This is a genomic window from Micromonospora sp. NPDC007230, from assembly GCF_042869115.1.
GTDB lineage: Bacteria > Actinomycetota > Actinomycetes > Mycobacteriales > Micromonosporaceae > Micromonospora.
Genome location: NZ_JBIAFE010000008.1, coordinates 114,008 through 133,588, shown reverse-complemented (window position 1 = coordinate 133,588; position 19,581 = coordinate 114,008). Strand labels below are relative to the sequence as shown.

The window sequence follows — 19,581 nt, the reverse complement described above, 5'->3', positions numbered from 1 at the left end:
AACGGGAGACCACAGCGATGACTCAGGAATGGACCTTCCCGGCCTCCTTCGCCCAGGAACGGGTGTGGGTGGCCAACCAGCTCGACGCCCACTCGCCGGTCTACAACGTCTCCGTCCCGTGGCGCTTCCCGGCCGGGATCGATGCGGACACCGCAGCCCACGTCGTCAACCAGGTGGTGGCCCGACACGAGGCGCTCCGCACTCACCTGCGCGTCGACGACGGCGCCTTGGTGCAGGTGGTGCGGGCCCACGAGCCCGTCCCGATCCCCACCGACGACCTGCGGCACCTGCCGGAGGCGGAACGCCTGGCGGCGTTCGAGGCGATCCGCACGGAGCTGGCGCGTAACCCGATCCCGCTGGACGGTCCGCCGCTGTGGCGGGCCCGGCTGATCCGCCTCGACGACACCTGGGCGCTGGCGTTCGTGGTGCACCACGCGGTCTTCGACAGCCACTCGGCGGTGCTGTTCCACCAGGAACTCGGCGCGTTCAGCGCGGCCGCGCAGGCCGGCGCCGAGCCCGCCGTGCCCGAGCTGCCCATCCAGTACGCCGACTTCGCCGTCTGGCAGCGCGACCAGCTCACCGGCGCGGAGTTGGACCGCCAGCTCGCCTTCTGGACCGGCCACCTGGCCGGCGCGCCGGCGGTGACCGGCCTGCCGCTGGACCGGCCCCGCCCGGCCCAGCTCGGCTTCGCCGGTGACGAGGTGCGGTTCGACCTGCCCGAGGGGCTGCTCGACCGGGTCGGCGCCCTCGCGACCGGCGCGGCGGCCACGCCGTACATGGTGCTGCTGGCGGGCTTCGCGGCGCTGCTGTCCCGGATCTCCGGCGACACCGACGTGGTGGTCGGGGTCTCCACCGCCGGCCGGGACAGCGCCGAGCTGGCCCCGCTGATCGGCATGTTCGTCAACCCGGTGGCGCTGCGCTGCGACGTCTCCGGCGACCCGACCTTCGCCGAGCTGCTCGGCCGGGTGCGGGACGGCCTGGTCGACGCGATGGAGCACGGGCAGACCCCGTTCCAGAAGATCGTCGAGGCGGTCGACCCGCAGCGCGACCCGTCGGTGCAGCCGATCTTCCAGACCGCGCTGAACTTCATCCCCGACTCCGGCCTGGACCCGGTGGAGCTGGGCACCACCAAGGACGACCTGGCGTTCGACATCACCACCGGCGAGAGCCGGCTGGTCTACCGCACGGCGCTGTTCGACCGCGGCACCGCCGAGGCGGTCGTCGACCGGTACGTCCGGCTGCTCGCCGCCGCCATCGCCGACCCGCAGCGGCGGGTCGCCGCGCTGCCGCTGCTCGCCGATGCCGAGCGGGACCTGGTGCTGGGCGCCTGGAACGACACCGCGCACGAGGTGCCGCCGGCCACCGTGGTCGACGAGGTGCAGCGGCAGGCCGCCGCCACGCCGGACGCCACCGCGCTGGTCTGCGACGGGGTGCCGCTGACCTACGCCGAGCTGAACACCGCCGCGAACCGGCTGGCCCGGCTGCTGGTGGCCCGGGGCGCCGGCCCGGAGGCCCGGGTCGCGCTCGCCGTGCCCCGCTCCTGCGAGCTGCTGGTGGCCATCCTCGCGGTGCTCAAGTCCGGTGCGGCGTACGTCCCGGTGGACACCGCCTACCCGGCCGGGCGGATCGCGTACCTGCTGGACGACGCCGAGCCGGCCCTCGTGGTGGCTACCCCGGAGACCGCGGGCCTGGTGCCGGCCGGCGCGCTGGTGCTGGACGGGGAGGTGGGTTCGGACCAGGCCGACGACGACCTCACCGACGCCGACCGGCTCGCCCCGCTGCGCCCCGAGCACCCGGCGTACGTGCTCTACACCTCCGGCTCCACCGGCCGTCCCAAGGGGGTGGTGGTGGAGCACCGGGCGGTGACCGCCTACCTGGCCTGGGCCCGGCACACCTACCCGGGCCTGGCCGGCACGGCGCTGCTGCCCTCGCCGGTCTCCTTCGACCTCACCGTCACCGGCCTGCTCGGCACGCTCACCGCCGGCGGGACGGTCCGGCTCGCCGCGATCGACGAGCCGGCGGCCCGGGTCGGCGGCCGGCCCACCTTCCTCAAGGTCACCCCGAGCCACCTGGCGCTGCTCGACGGCGAGCTGTCGCCCACCGTCGATCTGGTGATCGGCGGCGAGGCGCTCACCGGCGAGCAGCTCGCCGGGTGGCGGGCCGCGCACCCGGACGTCGCGGTGATCAACGAGTACGGCCCGACCGAGGCCACCGTCGGCTGCGTCGCCGCCCGGATCGCCCCGGGTGAGCCGGTCCCGGCCGGGCCGGTGCCGATCGGCACGCCCACCTGGAACACCCGGGCGCTGCTGCTCGACGCGGCCCTGCAGCCGGTCCCGCCGGGCGTGGTCGGCGAGCTGTACGTCGCCGGCACCCAGCTCGCCCGCGGCTACCTGCGCCGGCCCGGCCTCACCGCCGAGCGCTTCCGGCCCTGCCCGTACGGCCCGCCCGGGGAGCGGATGTACGCCACCGGCGACCTGGCCCGCTGGCGTCCCGACGGCACGCTGGAGTACCTGGGCCGCCGCGACGACCAGGTCAAGGTGCGCGGCATGCGGATCGAGCTGGGCGAGGTGGAGGCGGCCCTGCTGGCCCACCCGGACGTCCGGGCGGCCGCCGCGGCGGTGCGTACGGACTCGGGCGAGCCGAGGCTGGTCGGCTACCTGGTCGGCCCGGCCCACGAGGACTCGGTCCGGGCCGAACTGGCCCGGGAGCTGCCCGCCCACCTGATCCCGGCGGCCCTGGTCCGGCTCGACACGCTGCCCCTGACCCCGAACGGCAAGCTGGACCGGGCCGCGCTGCCCGCCCCGGCCACCGCCGCCCCGGCCGAGGACAGCTACGTCGCCCCGCGCACCGAGGCCGAGTCCCTGGTCGCCGAGGTGTACGCCGAGATCCTCCAGGTGGAGAAGGTCGGCGCCCTGGACGACTTCTTCGCCCTCGGCGGCAACTCGCTGCGCGGCATGCGGGCGATGGCCCGGATCCGGGCCGAGGTGGACGTCGAACTGCCCATGCGGGCGCTGTTCAGCAGCCCCGTGGTGGCGGACCTGGCCGCCCAGATCGAGGAGCGGATCGCCGCCGAACTCGACGGGCTCTCCGACACCGAGGTCGCCGCGCTGCTCGCGGCGGAAGAGGAAAGCAGCTGATGACCGACCTGAAGGATCCGACCCGGGAGGCGGCCCGGCAGGCGCTGATCGCCAAACGGCTGCGCGCCCGGCAGGCCGCCCCCGCGGCCCGGATCACGCCCCGGCCCGCCGACGCCGAGGTGCCGCTGTCGTACGCCCAGGAACGGGTCTGGTTCATGGACCAGCTCGCTCCGGGCGAGGCGGCCTACCACATCGCGGTGCCGCTGCGGGTGCGCGGCCCGCTCGACGTGGCCGCGCTGCGCGCCGCCCTGGCCGCGCTGACCGCCCGGCACGAGTCGCTGCGGACCCGTTTCCCGGCCGACGCCGACGGGCGCCCCACCGTGGTGGTGGCGGAGACCGTCGAGGTGCCGCTGACCATCGTGGACGCCCCGGACGAGGCGGCCGCGCAGGCCCTGGTCGAGGCGGCCGCCGCCGAGCCGTTCGACCTGGCGCACGGTCCGCTGTTGCGGGCCCTGCTGGTCCGGCTGGCGGACGACGACCACGTGCTCTTCCTCGGCAAGCACCACATCGTCGGGGACGGCTGGTCGGTGGACGTGCTGCTGCGGGACCTGATCACCCGGTACCGGGGCGGCGAGCTGCCCACCCTGCCCGTCCAGTACGGCGACTTCGCGGTCTGGGAGGCGGGGGAGCTGGACGGCCCGCAGGCCCGGGCGCACGTCGACTACTGGAAGCAGCGGCTCGCCGGGATCACCCCGCTGGAGCTGCCGCTGGACCGGCCCCGTCCGGCCACCCAGACCTACCGGGGCGACTTCGTCGAGTTCCAGCTCGACCCGGCGGCCACCGAACGGCTCAACGACCTCACCCGGGACAGCGGCGGCACCCTGTTCATGACGCTGCTCGCCGCGTACCAGGTGCTGCTGGCCCGGCACGCCGGCCAGGACGACTTCGCCGTCGGCGCGTCGGTGGCCGGCCGCTCCGCGCCGGAGCTGGAGAACCTGGTCGGCATGTTCATCAACATGCTGCCGCTGCGCGCCGAGCTGGCCGGCGACCCCACCTTCCGCGAGCTGCTGGAGCGCACCCGGCGCAGCGTGCTGGACGGCTTCGAGCACGCCGAGGTGCCGTTCGCCAAGGTGGTCCACGAGCTGGGGCTGCCCCGGGACGTCAGCCGGTCCCCGGTGTTCCAGGCCATGTTCGTGCTGCAGAACTACGAGATGGGCCGGTTCACCGGCGTCTCCGGGTCCGACGAGGTCAGCTTCGAGTGGACGCCGATGGAGCTGCGGGCCACCCGGTTCGACTTCGAGCTGCACGCGGTGGAGACCGTCGACGGGCTCTGGGGCAAGCTGGTCTTCAACACCGACCTGTTCACCCGGGACACCGTCGAGCGGATGGCCCGGCGCTGGAGCACCCTGTTGGCCGCGATCGTCGCCGCGCCGGACACCCCGGTCTCCCGGCTCGAGCTGCTGCCCGCCCAGGAGCGGGCGCTGCTGGCGGCGTGGAACGACACCACCGCCGACTTCCCGCGTACGCAGACCCTGCACGGCCCCGTCGAGGAGCGCGTCGCCGCCACCCCGGACGCGGTCGCCGTCACCATCGACGGGCGCAGCCTGACGTACGCCGAGCTGAACGCCGCCGCCAACCGGATCGCGCACCGGCTGCGCGCCGCCGGCGTCGGCCCGGAGACCCTGGTCGGCGTCTGCGCGGAACGCTCCGTCGAACTGGTCGCCGGCCTGCTCGGCGTGCTCAAGGCCGGCGGCGCGTACCTGCCGCTGGACCCGGAGTACCCGGCGGACCGGCTGGCCTTCATGGTCACCGACGCGGACGCGCCCGTGGTGCTGATCCAGGCGCACCTGCGCGACGTGCTGCCGGACACCGCCGCCACCGTCCTCGCCCTGGACGACCCGGCCGCCTGGGCCGACCAGCCCACCACCGACCCGGAGCCGTCCGCCGGCCCCGAGCACCTGGCCTACGTCATCTACACCTCCGGCTCCACCGGCCGGCCCAAGGGAGTGCCGAACACCCACCGGGGCATCGTCAACCGGCTCGACTGGATGCAGAAGACCTACCGCCTCGGCGCCGACGACGCGGTGCTGCAGAAGACCCCGGCCAGCTTCGACGTGTCGGTGTGGGAGTTCTTCTGGCCGCTGCGCGAGGGCGCCCGCCTGGTGCTGGCCAGGCCGGGCGGCCACAAGGACGCCGGCTACCTGCGCGATCTGCTGGTCGCCGAGCGGATCACCACCGCGCACTTCGTGCCGTCGATGCTCACCGTCTTCCTCGCCGAGGAGGGCATCGAGGCGGCCACCGCGCTGCGCCGGGTGATCTGCTCCGGCGAGGAACTGCCGCTGGCCTCCGCCGTCGACTTCACCGCCCGGCTGCCGTGGTGCGGGCTGCACAACCTGTACGGCCCCACCGAGGCGGCCATCGACGTCACCGCCTGGCCCTGCGACCCGGCGCGGCTGGCCGGACTCACCGGCGTCCCGATCGGCGCGCCGATCGCCAACCTGCGCCTGCACGTGCTCGACCCGGCGGGCCACGAGTGCCCCGTGGGCGTCGCCGGTGAACTCCACATCGGCGGCGTCGGGCTGGCCCGCGGCTACCACCGCCGGCCGGCGCTGACCGCCGAGAAGTTCATCCCCGACCCGTTCTCCGGCGAGCCCGGCGCCCGCCTCTACCGCACCGGCGACCTGGCCCGCTGGGTGACCGACACGGCGGGGCAGACCGGCGTCATCGAGTTCCTCGGCCGGATCGACCACCAGGTCAAGCTGCGCGGCCTGCGGATCGAGCTGGGCGAGATCGAGAGCGCGCTGCGCGAGCAGCCCGGCGTGACCGAGGCGGCGGTGATCGTCCGCGAGGACAGCCCCGGCGACAAGCGGCTCACCGCCTACCTGGTCGGGCCCGCGGAGCACACCGCGCTGAAGACCGCGCTCAAGGACACCCTGCCGGAGTACATGGTGCCGGCCGCGTTCGTCACCCTGGACGCGTTGCCGCTGACCCCCAACGGGAAGCTCGACCGCAAGGCGCTGCCCGCGCCCGTGGTCACCCGCGAGGCGTCGGTGGCGCTGGTCGAGCCGCGCGACGACACCGAACGGACGCTCGCCGCCATCTGGTCCGAGGTGCTGGGCGTCGACACGCTCGGCATCGACGACGACTTCTTCGACCTGGGCGGGCACTCCATGCTCGCCACCCAGGTCGTCGCGAAGATCCGCAAGGCCGAGCTCGGCGGCCGGCCGGTCGGCGTGATGGACCTGTTCCAGCAGCGGACCATCCGTGACCTCGCCGCGTTCATCTCCGGCGACGGCGGCGAGGAGGGCCCCCGCCGGCTGCTCTACGAGCTGACCAAGCCGATCCCCGCCGGCAAGCGGGTGCTGTCCTACGTCTGCGTCCCCTATGGCGGCGGCAGTGCCATCGTCTACCAGCCGCTCGCCGACGCGCTGCCGGCCGGGCACGCCCTGTGGTCGCTGGCCATCCCCGGGCACGACGTCGGCCTCAGCGAGGACGCGCTGCCCTTCGACGAGCTGACCACCCGGGTCGCCGACGAGATCCTGGAGCGGGTCGAGGGACCGCTCGCGCTCTACGGCCACTGCGGTGTCGGCAGCGCCATCGTCGCCGAGGTGGCCCGCAAGGTCGAGGCGGCCGGGCGGGACCTCGAGGCCGTCTACATCGGCGCGATGTTCCCGTTCGCCCGACCCAAGGGCCTCTTCGCCACCATGCGCAACCGGCTGGAGCAGCTCCGCAGCAACAAGCACTACGCGAGCTGGCTCAAGTCGATGGGTGTGGACACCGACGAGCTGGACCCGGAGCAGGCCGACCGGATCATCAGCAACATGCGGGCCGACTCCCGCGCCTCCGAGGAGTACTTCACCCGCCTGCTCGACCAGCGGGCGACGAAGCTGTGCGCCCCGATCGTCTCGGTCGTCGGCTCCGAGGACCCGGTCACCGACTACTACCGCGAGCGGTACGCCGAGTGGCAGTTCCTCAGCGACACCCTCGGGCTGGTGGTCCTCGACCAGGCCGGCCACTTCTTCCTGAAGTACCGCGCCGAGGAGCTGGCCGAGATCGTCACCCGGGTCCACCCGGCGGTGGTCGCCGGGGACGTCGCGACGCTCACCCCCGACGCCCAGGGCGAGGACGCCGGCTGGGCGGTCCTCGACCACCAGCGGGTGGGCGCGGCGGAAGGGCCGGCCAAGGCCACCGTCAAGCCGAGCATGGGCCGCTTCCTGTCGGTCACCGTCGGGCAGCTCGTCTCCAGCACCGGCTCCGCGCTGACCGCGTTCGCCCTACCGATCTGGCTGTTCAACCGGACCGGGTCGGTGACCGACCTCGGCCTGCTCTGGGCGCTCGCCCTGATCTGCGGCGTGCTGATGCTCCCGGTGGCCGGCGCGATCGTCGACCGGGTCAGCCGACGCCGGATCATGATGCTGGCCAGCTCCATCGCCGGGTCGATCCAGCTGGTCCTGGCCGTGCTCCTGTGGACCGACAACCTGGTCCTCTGGCACATCTACCTCCTGGTGGCGCTCAGCTCCGTGGCCGGGTCGTTCCAACGGATCGCGTTCCAGTCGGCGGTGCCGCAGCTGGTGCCGAAGCGCTACCTCGGCCACGCGATGGGCATCACCCAGCTCTCCACCGGCGTCGCCACCCTGCTCATGCCGGTCTTCGCGGCCGGCCTGCTCGCCGCGATCGAGCTGAAGGGCATCCTGCTCGTCGACGTGGCCAGCTACGTGGTCGCGGTGGCCACCCTGGCCGTCGTCCGCTTCCCCGACCTGCTCGGCTGGCGGCCCCGGGAACGGCTCCTGGTGGCCATCGCCAACGGTCTGCGCTACTCCTGGCAGCACAAGGGCTTCCGGCTGATGCTCGGCTACTTCGCGCTGGGCAACATCTTCCTGGCCCCCGCCCTGGTGCTCACCACCCCGCTGGTGCTCTCCTTCGGCACCCCGACCCAGGTGGCCCAGGTGGCGTTGGCTGAGGCGGTCGGTGCGATCGCCGGCGGCGTGCTCATGTCGCTCTGGGGCGGCCCGCGCCGGCGGCGGATGATCGGTGTGCTCGTGGCCAACCTCGGCACCGCGATCGGCTGCATGCTGATCGGCCTGGACGCCTCGCTGGTGATGATCTGCGTCGGCATGTGCTGGCTGGCCATGGCGATGACCACCGCGCAGTCGATCTACGCGACCATCGTCCAGGTCAAGGTGCCGCAGCGGTTCCACGGCCGGGTGTTCAGCCTGAACCAGACCATCGCCTGGTCCACCCTGCCCATCGGGTTCGCGCTGCTCGCGCCGGGCGCCACCGCCCTGTTCGAGCCGATGCTCGCCCCGGGCGGGGCGCTCGCCGGGTCGGTGGGCGCGGTGATCGGCACCGGGCCCGGCCGGGGCATCGGCTTCGCGTACGTCTGCTTCGGGCTGGCCCTCGTGCTGGTCACCCTCGGCGGGTTCGCGATCCGGCTGCTGCGCCGGTTCGACCTCGAGGTGGATGACTCGCTCCCGGACGACCTGATCGGCGCCCAGGAGCGGGAACGCCGGCTCGCCGCCCGGGCCGCCGAACGGGAGCCGGTCGCGGCCTGACGCAAGGAAGGGCCCTTCTCCACGCCTCCAGTGGAAAAGGGCCCTTCCTTCTTACGCGCCTAGCGCGGGGGGCCTCCGGAGGCCCCCCGCGCTCACCACCGTGCCGGCGGATCCGCCAGCTCGTCCTCCGGCAGTTCCTGCGGCTGCGCCACCCACGCCGAGTAGACCGGCAGGCCGTGCCACGGCCCGCCCGCGCTGTCGGTGGCCACCGCCACCACCGCGTACGGGTGGCCGAACCGCAGCTCCGCCACCCGGGCGACGCCCTCCGGCGGCAGCGCCGTCCGCGTGGCGAACGCGGTCACCGCGGCGGACTCGAAGCCGTACCGCCCGTAGCGGGCCACCGCCGACTGGGCCGCCTCGTACCGCGGATCCGCCACCCCCATGAGCCTCCCGAGCGCCTGCGCGGCGACGGCGAAGCCGAACCCGGGCGGCGTCAGGTCGTGCCGGCTCTCCGCCGACCAGCACGGCAGCACGGCGCTCGCCCGCTCCTCCCGGCCGTCGGGCGCGAAGGTGCGCACCGGCTCCTCCCGGATCGTCCACAGCGGGGTGTCGCCCAGCGGCAGGTCGAACAGCGACCGCTGGCCCACTCCAATCCCGTCAGGGGTGGTGGCGGCACCGGCGGCGAGCTCCTGGGCGGCGGCGAGGACGTCCGGCACCGGCACGTCCGGGTCGGCGGCGACGGACACCACCAGCAGGCCGGCCTCCCCGCCGGCGATGGACACCGGCCGGGCGGGCGCGGCGTGCACGGCCACGTCACCGGCCCGGGCCGTGGTCGCGATCCCGCACCGGTGCCGGTACGCGGGGGCGCGCAGCACCCGCCCCAGCCGGCCCGCCCAGGCGCTGCCCGCGCCGAGCTGCTCGGCGGGCGCCACCTGGAACGGCTCCGCCCAGGACACCCTGGTGGCCAGGGCGTTGGCCAGGATCAGCAGGGTCTGCGGGGTGACGGTGAGCGGGAACCGCTCGATCAGGCCGTCGGTGTGCTCCCGCGCCCACGCGTCCAGCGTCGGCTGGTCCGGCAGCGGGCCGGTCTGCGTCCGCTCCGGCAGCGTCGCGCGCCAGCCGGTCAGCCCCTCGGCGGGCGTCCGCTCCCACAGGGCGGTGGCCGAGGCGACCAGCGGGTGCGGCGCCGACAGCAGCGCCTGGGCCACCGTGGCGGCGCTGTCCACGTCGGTGCCGAGCGCCCCCTCCACCGCGCCGCGCAGGTCGCCGGTGGCGGCGGGGCCGGTGAGCGCGAGGAGCAGCCAGGCGCCGAGCGGTGAGGCGACGTGGTGCGCGTCGCCGGCGGCGCGGTGCAGCCGCTCGGCGTAGTGGGCGAGAGGTCCGTGGATAGGGTTCACCGTTCCACTGTGCCGGTTGCCGGCGGATTCGTCATGACCACAGCTCGAACGGCTCGTCGATCTCCTCGCCGGCCAGGAACGCCGGCAGCAGCTCGGGCAGCCGTCCCGGATAGCAGCGCGGCCGGTCGGCGACCACCTCGGCGACCGGCCACCAGCGGAACCCGAAGTAGTCCTCCACCTCGTAGTCGAGCCGGTGCGCCTCGTCCACGTCCGGTCCCGGCCCCGGCAGCCGTACCGGGACGATCACCTCGTCCTGCAGGTGGCGCCGCTGCCGGTGGATGAAGCTGGCCCGCCGCCGCCAGGTCGGCGCGCCCACGTCGGTCGGCGGGACCACGATGCCGGTCTCCTCGCGCAGCTCCCGCACCGCCGCGTCGAGATACGTCTCCCCGTCGTCGAGCCCGCCGCCGGGCAGTTCCCACCAGACGCCGAGGCGGGGGTGCTCCGGGTCGCGGGTGTGGAACAGCAGCACCCGCTCGGCGGCGTCGAGCACCACCAGCCGCACCGCCCGACGCTCGAGCAGCGGAAGGTCGCGGGGCAGCTCGGGAGTCATCAGTGCACACCGCCTTGTTCATTGGGGCCGGCCGCGTTGCCGCCATCGTGCACGGTCGCGGCGGGCTCGGGCAGCTCCAGGTGCTCGGTGCTCGGTCCGCCCGGGGAGCTGACCGTCAAGCGTCAACGGTTCTGGTCATCCTCGGGCGTGCCGAACGTCCCGCGCCCGGTGAAGGTTACTACCCGGCCTTCTTCGCGCAGCGCGTCGAGCGCGGCCCGCACGGTGCCGCGCGCTACGTCGTACGTCTGCGCCAGCGCCACCTCGCTTGCGAGCGAGGCAGTGACTAGTCAGCGACGTGGATGACGATCTTGCCGCGGCGTTTGGCCGTCTCGAGCGCCTCGTAACCTGAGCGCGTCTCAGTGAGGGGCAGAACACGGTCCAGCACCGGCCTCAACCGGCCGCTATCGACGAGCTCGGCGATGGAACGCAACGCGTTCTGGTTGGGCTCGACGATGAAGTACACCCCACGAACGCCATGCCGGGCTGCTTCCTGCTGGTCGGGTGGGGTGACGAGGGTGACCAGGACACCGCCCGGTTTCAGGACCGACCAGGACCGCGACTGCGTGGCTCCTCCGACAAGATCAACGACCACGTCCACGTCGCGAACATGATCCTCGAAGCGGTCGTGCGCATAGTCGACAACCTGCTCGGCACCCAGACCCTTGACGAATTCCAGGTCGGCCGCCGCCGCCGTGGCGCTCACACGAGCATCGAGACCGGCCGCGAGCTGCACCACGAAGATCCCCACGCCGCCGGCGCCGCCCTGCACCAGCACGTGCTGGCCGGCCTGCAGGTCGGCGTGGTCCACCAGTGCCTGCCAGGCACTCAACGCCGCCAGTGGGAGCGCTGCGGCGTGGTCGTGGTCAACGGTGGCGGGTTTGGCCGCCAGGACGGCCGCGGGCAGGGCGACGTACTCGGCCGCCGCGCCATCGCGGGTGAAAGGGATCAAGCCGTAGACGGCCTCCCCCTCGGCGGGGCTCTCCACCCCCGTCCCGGACGCCGCGACGACTCCGGAGAACTCATGCGACGGGATGACCGGAGTGCGCTCAGGTCCTGACCCGTCCGAGCTGTACGTCCAAGTCTGCGGCCAGGTGAGCTCGGTGGGTGTCATGGAAGCAGCCTTCACGGCCACCAACACCTCACCAGGCCCCGGCTCGGGCCGCGGCGCCTCCTCGTACACGAGCTGCTCCGGCCCGCCTCTGGTGTGAGCTCTCACGGCGTGCATCGTGCTCATCCGAGTGCTGCTCCCTCCCGACCGCATTTCGATCAGCCCGCCGGCCGCCCTGGGGATAAACCGCAGGCTAACTCCCGCATTATCTGGCGATTCGGCAGCGCACCTGCCGGACTTCCGTAACCCTTGCCCCTTCGGCGCAGAAGCGCGCTGGATCAGGGGCGCTCCCGGGCAGCAGCACGCGGCAGACGTTTGGCGGCGACCGGCGAAGCCAAGACGTGAGGGCTGGCGCATCAGAACAGGAGCAGGATCCCGTCGAGCAGCCAAACCAGCGAGCATGGGCGGACGACGGCGGACCGGGATGCCATGTCCGGCATTTGGACCAGGCCGTGGACCAGCATTCGGGGGCTGACTCGTAATGCGCAGGTCGAATCAGCTGGCCTCCGGAGCCAGGCGGTAGCTGCTACAGACGTCGAGCAACAGAGCGGCCCTGATCTCGAACGCGTCGGTGCCGTCCAGCTTCAGCTGCCGTTCTTCGTCAGCGCGCCGAGGAGGATGCCGCCACCCATCACCACCGCGTACACGGCGAACCAGTCCATCATCCGTGCGCACCCAGCGGGGCCGGGTCGTCACCTTCGGTCGAGGCCGCCGCCCACCTGATCGAGCATCCTCGAAACCGAGTCCCCGCTGTGCACAACACGATAATTTCGCGATATGGGCATCACCGGGGGGATAGCGTGCTTCTTTCTGATCGTCGTCATCGGGGCGCTCATCGCGTTCTGGCTGGTGCGTTACGCGTTCGGCCCGAAGCAGCCGAAGCGGGCGGACGAGGTGTTGAAAGAGTTACGACCGCCACCACCGGACGATCCAACGCCGCCGCAGCACCCGCGCGGTGAGGCATAGGACGACACCGGACGTGATCCCACGACGTCCCGTACCCGCGTTCACACCACTGAACTAAGGACTACTACTTCGAGATCACCTGGACCGAACCGAACAACCCGATCACATCACGCCGCGCCATCAGAGCCTGAACGTGCTCCGACCGCTGCGAGATCTAAGTGATCTACTGTCCGTGTGGGCAGCTCGTACATGGATTACCGCGGATCTGGTTTTTGGGTCCGCGACTACCAGGCAGAAGTTTGGTTGTACCTCTTGGCGCACGAGGCCAAGACGATTCCCGAGGCTCCCGCATGGCTCGCTGACGCGCAGTCTGACTGGGAGACACAGGCCATGGCCGGCTTCATGGGTTGTGTCTCGTCATGCTTGGACGAGCATCTCGGAACGGAGCCCGACCGCGTTGCGCTTGCGAGTGACCTGTCGGAGCGGGTCCTGCGGCGACTGCACGCATGGTCTCCGGCCATCCCGAAGGATCTCGTGAACTCCTTCGGCACGGGCGGCGAGCAGGAGTCGTTCAACGCCGACCTGGCTACCGGCCCACTGCTGGCATGTGGTCGTGCCTTCATTGGCCTTCATTGGCCTGCTCCGTGGAGAGTTCCCACCCGAATACAACGGGTGGGCACATTGAGATGCGATTGGCAGACGGCCAGGGGCAAGCCCACGCTGCAGCCGTTCACCCTGCCAACAAGAGCCAGGGCAAAGCCAGGTGTAGGTTGCCTGGGGGGCAAGCGGTCGTCCTGGGGTGCCGCCGAGGGAAGCTCCAAGATCAGGCTGTACCCAGGCCGTCGGAGGTGGACCAAGAGCAACGAACGTTGACCACCGATGACCAAGGAACCGGCAGCTCAGAAGGTATCTTGTCCGTGTTGATCGACTATGCCCTTACCTTTTGATCAATACAACGCCAAATAAGCGGGGCAAGTGCTTTGAAGCGACGGATCAGTCTCGGGACGTGGGTGACACATCCGGCCAGACGATCATCAGTGCGTCAGGGTGAGGGATCGAAGTGGCTCGCGCGGGCGGGCGGTGCGTCAGCGCGCTGTTGATGCGGGGTGTTGAGCGCAGCCTGGACAACGGGCTTCCACTGGGCAGCGAAGGTTTCGGCGAATCGTTCATGGTCCGATCGTCGCTGTATATTGCCCACCTTCCGGGCACGGTGTTGGAGCAGATGATGGCCAAGCTCGTGCAGCAGTACGTCAAATCGCATGAAGTCTCGCAGCCGTGCCGCCTCGTGTGCCGGTTGTTCGTAGAGGAAGATCTCGTCTGGTGCCCTGGTCTTGCCGTAGACCACCAGTCCGGGGTCGAAGTCCTCGGTCTGCCGCAACTCGATGACGCGTAGCCCGTACCATGCGGAAGCCCCGATCGCCTCCAGCACCTCACGAACGTCACGTCCGCTTGCCGGATGCACGAATCCAGGTCGCGGTGCATGAACGTGGATCCGCACCCGGTCTGGCCCCAGAGCGCGACGGAGCGCCTGGCGGGATCGCGGATCTGTTCGCAGGCTTCGGCTCACATCGCCCATGTTCGGCGGCCCCACGACATGCAACAACCGATTTCACCGCGGAACTCACGTATCCTCCGGGAGTCAGGGGCCGCCGGACCGACGCCCGGGCTCGACCACCACCGCGAGCCTCACAGACGCGTTACGGATTGGTGTCAGTTGTTGGGTGACACGTCCGGCCGTTCAGAGGCTCGGCTCTCACGCTGCGTGAGCGACGTGAACTTGCCGCCTTTGACCATTTCGGTCAGGACGCTCCGCAGTAGCGGCGTGCACGTTGCCGTTAGGAGCTGGGAGGTGCCCACCCGCCGAACCCCAGGTCGTCAATGCGGTCGCTGCGGAGCATGTCGGTGTCGACGGACTCCAGCTCGTCGGCGACGTCTACCCACAGCTGCGTCACGGACTCCCACAGCGGGGTCGTGCCCTGGTGGTGCCGGGAGAACTCCACCAGGCACCCGCGTAGCGGACCCTCACGCAGGTCTATGAATACGCCACCTCCGCCACCGTCACCAGCGATGGGCAGCCATCGGGGGAGCCAGTACAACTGGGATTGGAGGGTGCCCGCTGGCTGGGTGTTCTGGTCGGCCACGAATCGTGCCATCTCGTCACGCAGCCCCGGCGGGTACGACTCCTGTTGGACCTCCAGGTGCATCCGCCAACGCTGCAGGGCGATGGACGTGGGGTATGGACTCGAGAAGTCAGGGATCAGACGTGCACTTGGTAGGCCGATACCGTGCCGGACTCCGTTGGACAGCCCCCACCAGATCCGAAGGTCGGCCGGGAGCGCCACACCAAGGGCGGTTGCCACAGTGTCGATCTCGGCTGCCGTTGCCGGCGGGTTCAGCTCCGTATGGAATCGGGGGGCAAACCGCGACAGCCAATCCTCGATCCGGCGCCATGCCCGCTCCACCTCGGTGTCGGTACCCATGCTGTGATCAAACCAGGCCGATCCGCCGAGCCATATGCCCCGTCACACCGGGCGACCTGACAACTGCCTTATGCCCGCCTCTACCGGAAGCAACGGGACCAAGCCGCTCGGCGCCCGTGCGGGGTAGGTCTCTGCAGGGGTCTGGGTGACAATCTCGCGCATGAGCGCCTCTGACGTCGTAGCGGTCGATCTCACCTCGGACGAGCGGTTCCTGCTGAGGCGAGGATTGGCCGAGTGGGGTGGACCCGCGCATTCCACGGATGATCTCGCCCGAGCTATGGGCTTCAAGGATCAGGTGGACCTTTACCACGGCGAGGGACGCAGGCTAGGAGAGGCACTGGACCGCGGGGAGCCGTTGATGAGGTCGCAGTGGCGAAAGCTGTTGCTCTCCACTGAGATCGTCTTCGCGAGCGACGTGGTGGGTTCTGGCTGTGACTGGTCGATCACCACTGGCCTTTCTGACGAGGAGACGATCAAGCTGCTGCGGGTGGTGCAGCGGAAGGTGGCCCGCGCACTACGCATGTCCTAGGCATCGGCGGCCAATCTGCGGGGCCTACTGGCTCTGATGTTGCGGACGGGCCGGTCGGTGGTGCGTCGGACGAGGCGAGTGCCGTCGTCGCAGGCGATGGCCAGCTCGGTGTCGGTGACGTGGATGGTGACCGACTTGCCGGCATGCACCCGGCCGAGCGCGACCTTCTGCCCGACGACCATGACCACTCCGCTGTTGGAGGCCCGCCGCTGCACCTGCTCCGGTCCGGCCGCCGGTTGCGGCGGTGGTCCGGCGGGTCGGGCGCCTCGCAGCCGGGCCACCTCGGCGGGGGTGAGCGGGTTGGGTCGGGTGCGCAGCAGATGCCGGGTGGTCAGCTCGAAGAAGCTCAGGGTCTTGTCGTCGATGCGGATGCCGACGCGTTGCCCGCCGAGGATCTCGGCGGCCAGCACGATGTGCTGGCCCGGGGAGACGTGAAACAGCAGGCCAGCCGCCAAGTGACAACGGCTGACCTGGTGGGCGACGGACGAGTCGACCTTTACGCCGGATTCTGATCTACAGTCCTGTGGGTCAGGGGGTAGCCATGTGGATGCTGCACACGGGGCACAGGACGCTGAGAGAGCCGACGAGGGAGCAGGTGTTGCTTGTCGTCCAGGAGGCGATTGCAGCGGGCTGCGGCGCGTTGTCCGTGGAACATGAACAAGGCCCGATACTCGTCGTGGTGGTGGGCGGTGCCCGGGCGATGGTCATGCGCCTAGCCGCGGCCGGCGATGCCGGTCATCACGCCATCGAGCTGGCGGCGTCTCTGGAGCCGTCGGAGAGATACACGCTGACCAACAGCCAGGTCGACCAATACGCCGACCGTGACACCGTGGACACCCGGCACCTCGTGCCCATCGTGACCCACTTCCTCGCCACGCTCGATCGCTGGCCCGGCATGCCATGGCAGAACGATGAGTCGGTCGATGAGGTCCCAACCGGGTGACGAATTGAGTGACGAGGGGTGCGGACACCGGTGGATACTGACGGACTTTGGTGGACCCCTTCCGCAGCTCGCGCAACGCATCCTGGCAGGCCCTTGAGCCACGATCGTTCTGTCACACCGAAGGGGGGCGACCGACGGTTGGCCGTACGTCTCGTGCCTGTCTTACATGCGCAGCAGACGAGGAGTTGAGTCCGGCCGACCTGAGTTGAGCACTCGGACCAAACCGCGTTTGACCATCTGCAGCTGACTGTCGGGAAGGCGAAGGGTGAAATAGACCTCCGTGGGCAGACGAAGTGTCGCTGCGGCCTGTTCAGCAAGCACCAGGCGCAGCTGGCTCATATCGCTCGGCGGCATCTTCGGCAGGGTTGGCTGCTCAGAGGCACGGATCTCACATTCCACGACTCCCCCGTAACAGCCTCGCTGGCTGTCCACGCCTGCCCCAATCCAGTACGTGTCCCACCCCAGCGCCCGATCCTGCTCGTCAGGCTCGCCGCACTCCTGGAAGCTCAGCCACCACGATTCCCGATCCGGATCCTCGCAAAGACCCAGAATGTAGACGCAATCCTGCGCCTCAGCCGCACCGCGCAACACGGCCGGTAGGTAGTCGCTCTCGGGGTAGCCCATCCCTCTCCTTGATCTCGGTCGTAGCACCGGTCAAGTGGTCGGACCCGGCCGCAGCCAACACCGACAGCATGCCCGACACGTGCCCGATCTAGCGGTCAACACCGGCATCAGCGGCACCCGGCGTCGTCTCAAAGTGATCCGCCACATCTGAGGCGACAAGGCGGTACCAGGAGGTGCGGGTGTGGCGTCACGCAGCTTTTGTCGGCTTGCCCGGTGCGCTCAGCGCCGCCTGGAACGCGGCCACTTCACGCGGGACAGGAGCGTCGACCGTCTGCCGGTCGCTGCGGCCTGGAGGCTCTCGCCGGCAGCCAGCCGTTCGGCCTCCGCGGCGGCCGCCGCCGCCTGCTGCCGGCGGCCCAGCGCGGTGTACAGCTTGGCCAGCAGCAATAGCGTGTCGGCCAGCAGCGTGCGCCACCCCTCCGGATTCTCCACGGCACGATCGCGGACGATCGCGGTCGCCTCTTCAGCCGCCGTGAGGGCCTCTTCCGGCCGCGCGGTGGCGTGCAGCGCCTCCGCCCTGACTACGAGCGCCTTGGCAAGGTACGGTGCGACTGCCGCAGGGTTCGGCTCTCCGAGGCGCCGAAACAGCGTCACCGCCTCCGCTGAATTGGCTGCGGCCGCATCCCGGTCGCCCAGGTGCATGAGCACCCCGCACATGCTGGTCAGCGCCGCCGCGAGCAGCATCGCCCCGTCATCGGCGTGCTCGGGGTCCAGCTCCCGCAGCAGGGCGATGGCCTCCTCGAAGTCGCGCCTCGCGGCGGCGTCCAGGCCGCGGGCGTTTCCCAGGCTGTTCAACGACGACGCGAGGGCCGCCCGATGCTCAGACGCGCCCTCCTCGACCAGGCCCCGGTAGGTCTCGACTGACTCCCCGAGGGCCTCGGTCGCCTTCTCCCGCAACCCGCACGATTTGAACGCGCGGCCAAGGTTTCCCAGCGAGGCCGCGAGGTCGGCGGTGAGTTCCTGGCTCTCGCCGGCGAAGAGCCTCCTGAACCTGACCGACTGCTCAAGGATGGGGATGGCCTCTGTCGGCCGGCCGGATTCCTCCAGCATGGCGCCAAGGTTGCTCAGGGCCGCCGCGAGGTGGTGGGACGTGCGGGGATCGGCGATCGCCAGGTGTCGCAGGACGCCCACCCCTCGCCGGGTCACCCGGACGGCGTCCTCCCGGTCACCGCGGTCCCACAGCGCGAGGCCCTGGGCGACGAGCTCGGCACCCTTCTCCACCAGCAACGGCCCCGCCGCCTCGACCAGAGCATCTCTGAGCCGAGCCAGTTCGGGTTCGAGCTGGTCGAGGTAGCCGGCGACCGACGCCAAGCTCTTCGCGTCCCCGCGGTGCAGCAGACCCAGCCAGAAGTCGGCCCCATAAACCACCCGACCGCAGGCGAAGCCCATGCTGATCATCTCGATCTTGCCGGCCGTCTCCGTCACCGACGCCCGGCCGCCGAACAGCGACTTCGCGTTGTCGCGGATCTGGTCCCGGATCTCTTCGAGCATCCCGTACCCGGCGTTCCACCGCGTCACCACGTCGGCGTCGGGACCGGGCGCTGGCGGGATCGCCACCATCAGGCTCGCGGCGACCCGGCGCTCGGGTTCGGCGATCGTCCACTCGCCCTTCAAGCCAATCATCGGCAGGTCGACATACGGCACATCGATCACCATATGGGAACGGGACGGGTGAGGGCGAGAGTGCGGCTGTTGCCACCGTGGTGAAGATAGCTGCTGCGGGCTTCCTGGATGAGCCGGGCCGAGCAACCGGAAACGAAGGGGAGCGCGAACGGCTGTGGCGCGGCGACTACCGCGACGGGCTGCCGCACAACATCGTCCGGCTCGGGCCGGCGCCGGGCCGCGACGGCAACCCGTACCCGCGCCCCGACGTTCCGCAGGCGCCTGACCGGCCGCAGAGTAACCAGGGTCGCTTCGCCAACGGCCGGCGCGCCTGATCGCCGGGATCAGCGTCCCCGGGGCGGCCGAGTCAGCTGCCTAAACGTCGCAGCCTGCCCAGACTCAGGACAGGAACGTGTCACACAGCTCGATCGGGCGCGGTTGCCCTGCCTGCAGCTTGCGGACCGGCACGAACCCCTGGCCGGTGTCGGAGCGTTTGACGATCTCGACGTCGATGCCCAGGACGGCGCCGTGGACCGCGACGTCCTGTTTGAAGCCGGCGTCCACCCAGGCTGGGATACGGCTTTCGATCACCCATGACCAGCCCAACGCCGCTAACGGCCGATGGTTTTGACCGGGATTCATCTTCATGACATCGAGTGATCGTTATCTACGGCGAACCTGCAGGACGATCTCCAATCCGACCCAAGCCGCACGACCGACAGCCTATTTCGGCGATTGCAGCGGCGCTGCTGCCTTCGACAGCAACGCGGACAGCAACCACGCCGGACGGCAGCACGCTGAGGAGCACTGGCATGAACGAAGCCCCGAGCGTGCAGCCTTTCCCGGACATGTGCGTACGTGGTGCACAGAGCT

General features: G+C 70.8%; 15 protein-coding genes and 1 pseudogene. 6 read left to right on the top strand and 10 right to left on the bottom strand.

Going from position 1 to position 19,581, the window contains the following annotated elements; all coding sequences use genetic code 11:
* Positions 1-17: 17 nt before the first annotated feature.
* Together ACFYML_RS13940 and ACFYML_RS13935 are read left to right on the top strand one after the other, a co-directional pair.
* The gene (locus ACFYML_RS13940) at positions 18-3,137 is read left to right on the top strand and encodes an amino acid adenylation domain-containing protein (RefSeq protein WP_387420942.1); all 3,120 of its coding nucleotides are present in this window, start codon (positions 18-20) and stop codon (positions 3,135-3,137) included.
* Complete coding sequence (locus tag ACFYML_RS13935; protein ID WP_387420941.1) at positions 3,137-8,629, top strand: amino acid adenylation domain-containing protein; 5,493 nt, start codon at positions 3,137-3,139, stop codon at positions 8,627-8,629. The genes ACFYML_RS13940 and ACFYML_RS13935 overlap by 1 nt, the downstream gene beginning before the upstream one ends.
* 92 nt (positions 8,630-8,721) lie before the next feature.
* On the opposite strand, the gene ACFYML_RS13930 is transcribed toward ACFYML_RS13935, so the two are convergent.
* The 4 genes from ACFYML_RS13930 to ACFYML_RS13915 all read right to left on the bottom strand — a co-directional run bounded on the left by ACFYML_RS13930 (position 8,722) and on the right by ACFYML_RS13915 (position 11,750).
* Positions 8,722-9,966 carry a hypothetical protein gene (locus ACFYML_RS13930; RefSeq protein WP_387420940.1) on the bottom strand — a complete coding sequence of 415 codons (1,245 nt, stop codon included), beginning with the start codon at positions 9,964-9,966 and terminating at the stop codon, positions 8,722-8,724.
* Between the two features lie 31 nt (positions 9,967-9,997).
* Positions 9,998-10,516: an NUDIX hydrolase gene (locus ACFYML_RS13925; RefSeq protein WP_387420939.1), complete on the bottom strand. Its 519-nt coding sequence runs from the start codon at positions 10,514-10,516 to the stop codon at positions 9,998-10,000.
* Between the two features lie 122 nt (positions 10,517-10,638).
* A complete protein-coding gene (locus ACFYML_RS13920; protein WP_387420937.1) occupies positions 10,639-10,776 on the bottom strand; it encodes a GntR family transcriptional regulator in 138 nt (45 codons plus the stop codon).
* Positions 10,777-10,799: 23 nt separating this feature from the next.
* Positions 10,800-11,750 (bottom strand): NADP-dependent oxidoreductase, encoded by a 951-nt coding sequence (locus tag ACFYML_RS13915; protein ID WP_387420935.1) that lies wholly within the window; start codon positions 11,748-11,750, stop codon positions 10,800-10,802.
* Positions 11,751-12,401: 651 nt separating this feature from the next.
* Here ACFYML_RS13915 and ACFYML_RS13910 point away from each other — a divergent pair.
* Positions 12,402-12,590, top strand: a complete 189-nt coding sequence (locus ACFYML_RS13910; protein ID WP_387420934.1) for a hypothetical protein — start codon at positions 12,402-12,404, stop codon at positions 12,588-12,590.
* Between the two features lie 982 nt (positions 12,591-13,572).
* Here ACFYML_RS13910 and ACFYML_RS13905 read toward each other — a convergent pair.
* Both ACFYML_RS13905 and ACFYML_RS13900 read right to left on the bottom strand, forming a co-directional pair.
* Positions 13,573-13,959, bottom strand: coding sequence for a hypothetical protein (locus ACFYML_RS13905; protein ID WP_387420933.1), 387 nt, complete (start codon positions 13,957-13,959; stop codon positions 13,573-13,575).
* A gap of 406 nt (positions 13,960-14,365) precedes the next feature.
* A complete protein-coding gene (locus ACFYML_RS13900) occupies positions 14,366-15,010 on the bottom strand; it encodes an SMI1/KNR4 family protein (RefSeq protein ID WP_387420932.1) in 645 nt (214 codons plus the stop codon).
* 160 nt (positions 15,011-15,170) lie between these two features.
* Here ACFYML_RS13900 and ACFYML_RS13895 point away from each other — a divergent pair, with 160 nt between their 5' ends.
* Positions 15,171-15,539 (top strand): hypothetical protein, encoded by a 369-nt coding sequence (locus ACFYML_RS13895; protein ID WP_387420931.1) that lies wholly within the window; start codon positions 15,171-15,173, stop codon positions 15,537-15,539.
* Here the strand turns inward: ACFYML_RS13895 and ACFYML_RS13890 are convergent.
* Positions 15,536-15,994, bottom strand: a complete 459-nt coding sequence (locus ACFYML_RS13890; RefSeq protein WP_387420930.1) for a hypothetical protein — start codon at positions 15,992-15,994, stop codon at positions 15,536-15,538. The two genes, ACFYML_RS13895 and ACFYML_RS13890, sit on opposite strands and share 4 nt — an antisense overlap.
* Positions 15,995-16,080: 86 nt before the next feature.
* On the opposite strand from ACFYML_RS13890, the gene ACFYML_RS13885 reads away from it, so the two are divergent.
* Complete coding sequence (locus ACFYML_RS13885; protein ID WP_387420929.1) at positions 16,081-16,482, top strand: hypothetical protein; 402 nt, start codon at positions 16,081-16,083, stop codon at positions 16,480-16,482.
* A gap of 162 nt (positions 16,483-16,644) precedes the next feature.
* Here ACFYML_RS13885 and ACFYML_RS13880 read toward each other — a convergent pair whose 3' ends face one another.
* Together ACFYML_RS13880 and ACFYML_RS13875 are read right to left on the bottom strand one after the other, a co-directional pair.
* On the bottom strand, positions 16,645-17,106 hold the full coding sequence (locus ACFYML_RS13880) for an Imm10 family immunity protein (RefSeq protein ID WP_387420928.1): 462 nt from the start codon (positions 17,104-17,106) through the stop codon (positions 16,645-16,647).
* Between the two features lie 219 nt (positions 17,107-17,325).
* Complete coding sequence (locus tag ACFYML_RS13875; protein WP_387420927.1) at positions 17,326-18,762, bottom strand: tetratricopeptide repeat protein; 1,437 nt, start codon at positions 18,760-18,762, stop codon at positions 17,326-17,328.
* Between the two features lie 44 nt (positions 18,763-18,806).
* On the opposite strand from ACFYML_RS13875, the gene ACFYML_RS13870 reads away from it, so the two are divergent.
* Entirely contained in the window at positions 18,807-19,043 is a 237-nt protein-coding gene (locus ACFYML_RS13870) for a hypothetical protein (RefSeq protein ID WP_387420926.1), read from the top strand.
* Between the two features lie 118 nt (positions 19,044-19,161).
* Here ACFYML_RS13870 and ACFYML_RS13865 read toward each other — a convergent pair.
* Positions 19,162-19,278: pseudogene (locus ACFYML_RS13865) on the bottom strand (IS5/IS1182 family transposase); the annotation flags it as partial.
* Between the last annotated feature and the right edge of the window lie 303 nt (positions 19,279-19,581).

Excerpts from the sequence above, each read along its gene's own strand:
- ACFYML_RS13900 (WP_387420932.1), bottom strand. The coding sequence starts at position 15,010 with ATGGGTACCGACACCGAGGTGGAGCGGGCATGGCGCCGGATCGAGGAT.
- ACFYML_RS13875 (WP_387420927.1), bottom strand. The coding sequence starts at position 18,762 with ATGGTGATCGATGTGCCGTATGTCGACCTGCCGATGATTGGCTTGAAG.
- ACFYML_RS13940 (WP_387420942.1), top strand. The coding sequence starts at position 18 with ATGACTCAGGAATGGACCTTCCCGGCCTCCTTCGCCCAGGAACGGGTG.
- ACFYML_RS13895 (WP_387420931.1), top strand. The coding sequence starts at position 15,171 with ATGAGCGCCTCTGACGTCGTAGCGGTCGATCTCACCTCGGACGAGCGG.
- ACFYML_RS13925 (WP_387420939.1), bottom strand. The coding sequence starts at position 10,516 with ATGACTCCCGAGCTGCCCCGCGACCTTCCGCTGCTCGAGCGTCGGGCG.
- ACFYML_RS13880 (WP_387420928.1), bottom strand. The coding sequence starts at position 17,106 with ATGGGCTACCCCGAGAGCGACTACCTACCGGCCGTGTTGCGCGGTGCG.
- ACFYML_RS13885 (WP_387420929.1), top strand. The coding sequence starts at position 16,081 with ATGTGGATGCTGCACACGGGGCACAGGACGCTGAGAGAGCCGACGAGG.
- ACFYML_RS13935 (WP_387420941.1), top strand. The coding sequence starts at position 3,137 with ATGACCGACCTGAAGGATCCGACCCGGGAGGCGGCCCGGCAGGCGCTG.
- ACFYML_RS13910 (WP_387420934.1), top strand. The coding sequence starts at position 12,402 with ATGGGCATCACCGGGGGGATAGCGTGCTTCTTTCTGATCGTCGTCATC.
- ACFYML_RS13915 (WP_387420935.1), bottom strand. The coding sequence starts at position 11,750 with ATGAGCACGATGCACGCCGTGAGAGCTCACACCAGAGGCGGGCCGGAG.